Origin of the sequence: Thermococcus sp. 21S9, from assembly GCF_012027635.1 — an archaeon.
Taxonomy (GTDB): domain Archaea; phylum Methanobacteriota_B; class Thermococci; order Thermococcales; family Thermococcaceae; genus Thermococcus.
This window is the reverse complement of sequence record NZ_SNUS01000005.1, coordinates 1-2,114: the sequence shown is the minus strand read 5'-3', so window position 1 is coordinate 2,114 and position 2,114 is coordinate 1. Positions and strand designations below refer to the sequence as shown.

The following is a 2,114-nucleotide window of genomic DNA, read 5'->3' as shown; positions in this document are numbered from 1 at the left end:
TCTCCCTTGCGCTGTCTCCTTGAGAAGGTTCTGAATCATAGTCCGGTACTCCTCGTTCTGCTGACTCAGAAAGTCGGCCTTGGCCTTGAGGGCGTTGTACTTGTCTGTGAGGTTCTTCAGTTCGGCTTTGAGCTCGCGGTTTTCTTTCGTGAGGTTCACGAGCTTTGTCTGGAGCTCGGCGGTGTTGGGCTGGTTCTTCAGCTGCTTTTCAAGCTCTGAAACGCGCTGCTTGAGCTTTGTGTTTTCGTCTTTGAGCTGTTGGACCTGTGCTTCTAGTTTCTTGTTCTCTTCTTTCAACGCTTCGAGATTATTTGGCTGGCCTGATGTTGGTATCACGACGTTGAAGAACTCCCTGCCTGTCACGGAGACAATGCTGTACTCTCCGGCCGCGTTGAATGAGATAGTCAGATCTTTGACTTTGATGAACTGCCCGTTCTTAAGAATTGCAATGACGTTAGTGCTGTTTTTAATGATTAATGCGATTTCTCCGCTGTTCCTGTCCGTGTCGAGTGAGATTATCAAGTTGTTGACGAGAATCTTGTCCCCTGGCCCGAGCTTGCCGTTCCAGCTGTATAGGGTTGTTGCCGAAACTGTGCTTAGTCCTAGTATACATAATATGAATATAGGCAAAAATTTCTTCGTATGTATGAACTTCATTCTGCATCACCTGTCGCGGATGATAATTTCGAGTTCTCTCGTGCTGGTTATGTTCACCCTTGCGAGTGGGGGAGTCTCAAGCCCTACTGTCACTCCGACGCCGTAGATGTGAATATTATCAATCGTGGCGTTCAGCGGGGCCCAATAGACGCCGTCTGTCGTTATGAAGAAGAATTTGCCTTTTGAAGCGTCGTAATCGACTGTGATGCTGTAGTTAATGTCTGTGATGACTAATTCTTGGTTTCCGTAGAGCTCGTAGTCGTACGTATACAGCTTCTCAGTCGAGTTTGTTTGGTTAGTCACGTTAGTCAGGTTTGTGGGGATTGGCACGGAGATGGTCTCGTTGTTGAAGTCAATGATGATGAAGCCCCCTTCCTGCCTAATGCAGCCGGCCGAGGCCGCTGTCCCTAAAATCAGAACTAGAACTGCAAGAACGCTCCAAGGCCTCATACTCTCACCCCAACAGCCCCTTCATCTTTACCGTGCCAGTTTTGCGATTGACGTAAGCGAAGCCTGCGAATACATTGTTCCCGCCAGCGTGCAGGTAGACCTCAAAAACCCAATACTTGTTGCTATCTTCCTCCTTTTCCGTGAGGCTCTTCTTCTCGGGCTCGAGGTAGTAGCTGGAGTCGTATTCTTTCAGCTTCTTGTTGTAGCTCGCGAGGTAGTTTCTCGCAATCTCGTACGCCTGCTCGGCGGTGATCGGGTAGTCCTCCACGTAGGCACCTTGGAAGACAGTTAGATGTCCGTCGGCCCACCGTATTGTGTCGTTGGTGAAGATGTAGCCGCTTTCAGGATAACCGAGCTCGTACAGTCTTTCTTTCAGCGGGTCGTGCTCGGCAAATGTCGAATAGCTGAAATGGAGCAAAAAAATTATGCTAACTAGCGAAAACAGGCGGAAAATAATTTTGGAAAATGAAGGAGAGGGGCGGTGGGCGTACATTTCGGCCCACCTCAACCGGTTATGGTCTTAGTCTCGTTCGCGTAGAGCTGGACGGTGCCGTTGGCCGGCACTCTGGCCATGTTGCTGCTCAGGTCATAGACTTCCGCGTAGACGTCGAGGTAGTAGTAAGTCGTGTCAGTGGTGTTGCTGTCGACGGTGAGCGTGTAGGTGTACGGGCTGACGTTGAGGGTGACGTTGCTGAAGGTCACGTTGGTCAGGTTGCCGTCTGCGGTGACTGCATAGAAGAGAACGACCTTGTCTATGGCGTCGTTGTCGCTGGCGTTGATGGTGATGGTCGCGTTGCCGGTCGTGGCGTTGTAGTCAATGCTAAGCGTAGCTGTCGGAGCGGTAGTGTCGCTCACGGTTATGGTCTGAACGTCGGTAACGAGCTCTCCGCCCTCATAGACGACCTTGACCTTGTAATAGACAGTATCGCCGAAGCTGGCCGGAATCTCGGCGCTGTAAGTACCGTTGGCGGCGGTGGCGTTCAGGGCGGTGTAGGTGGCGTTGTTCG

General features: G+C 51.1%; 3 protein-coding genes and 1 pseudogene. All 4 read right to left on the bottom strand.

All coding sequences use genetic code 11. From position 1 onward, the window contains the following. Positions 1-657: hypothetical protein (locus E3E28_RS10650; RefSeq protein WP_167915445.1), on the bottom strand; the 657-nt coding region annotated here is incomplete at its 3' end. 6 nt (positions 658-663) lie between these two features. After that, complete coding sequence (locus tag E3E28_RS10645; RefSeq protein ID WP_167769444.1) at positions 664-1,107, bottom strand: hypothetical protein; 444 nt, start codon at positions 1,105-1,107, stop codon at positions 664-666. 4 nt (positions 1,108-1,111) lie between these two features. After that, complete coding sequence (locus E3E28_RS10640; protein WP_240911857.1) at positions 1,112-1,525, bottom strand: hypothetical protein; 414 nt, start codon at positions 1,523-1,525, stop codon at positions 1,112-1,114. 86 nt (positions 1,526-1,611) lie between these two features. Continuing rightward, a pseudogene (locus E3E28_RS10635) lies at positions 1,612-2,114 on the bottom strand (hypothetical protein); the annotation flags it as partial.

Excerpts from the sequence above, each read along its gene's own strand:
- E3E28_RS10645 (WP_167769444.1), bottom strand. The coding sequence starts at position 1,107 with ATGAGGCCTTGGAGCGTTCTTGCAGTTCTAGTTCTGATTTTAGGGACA.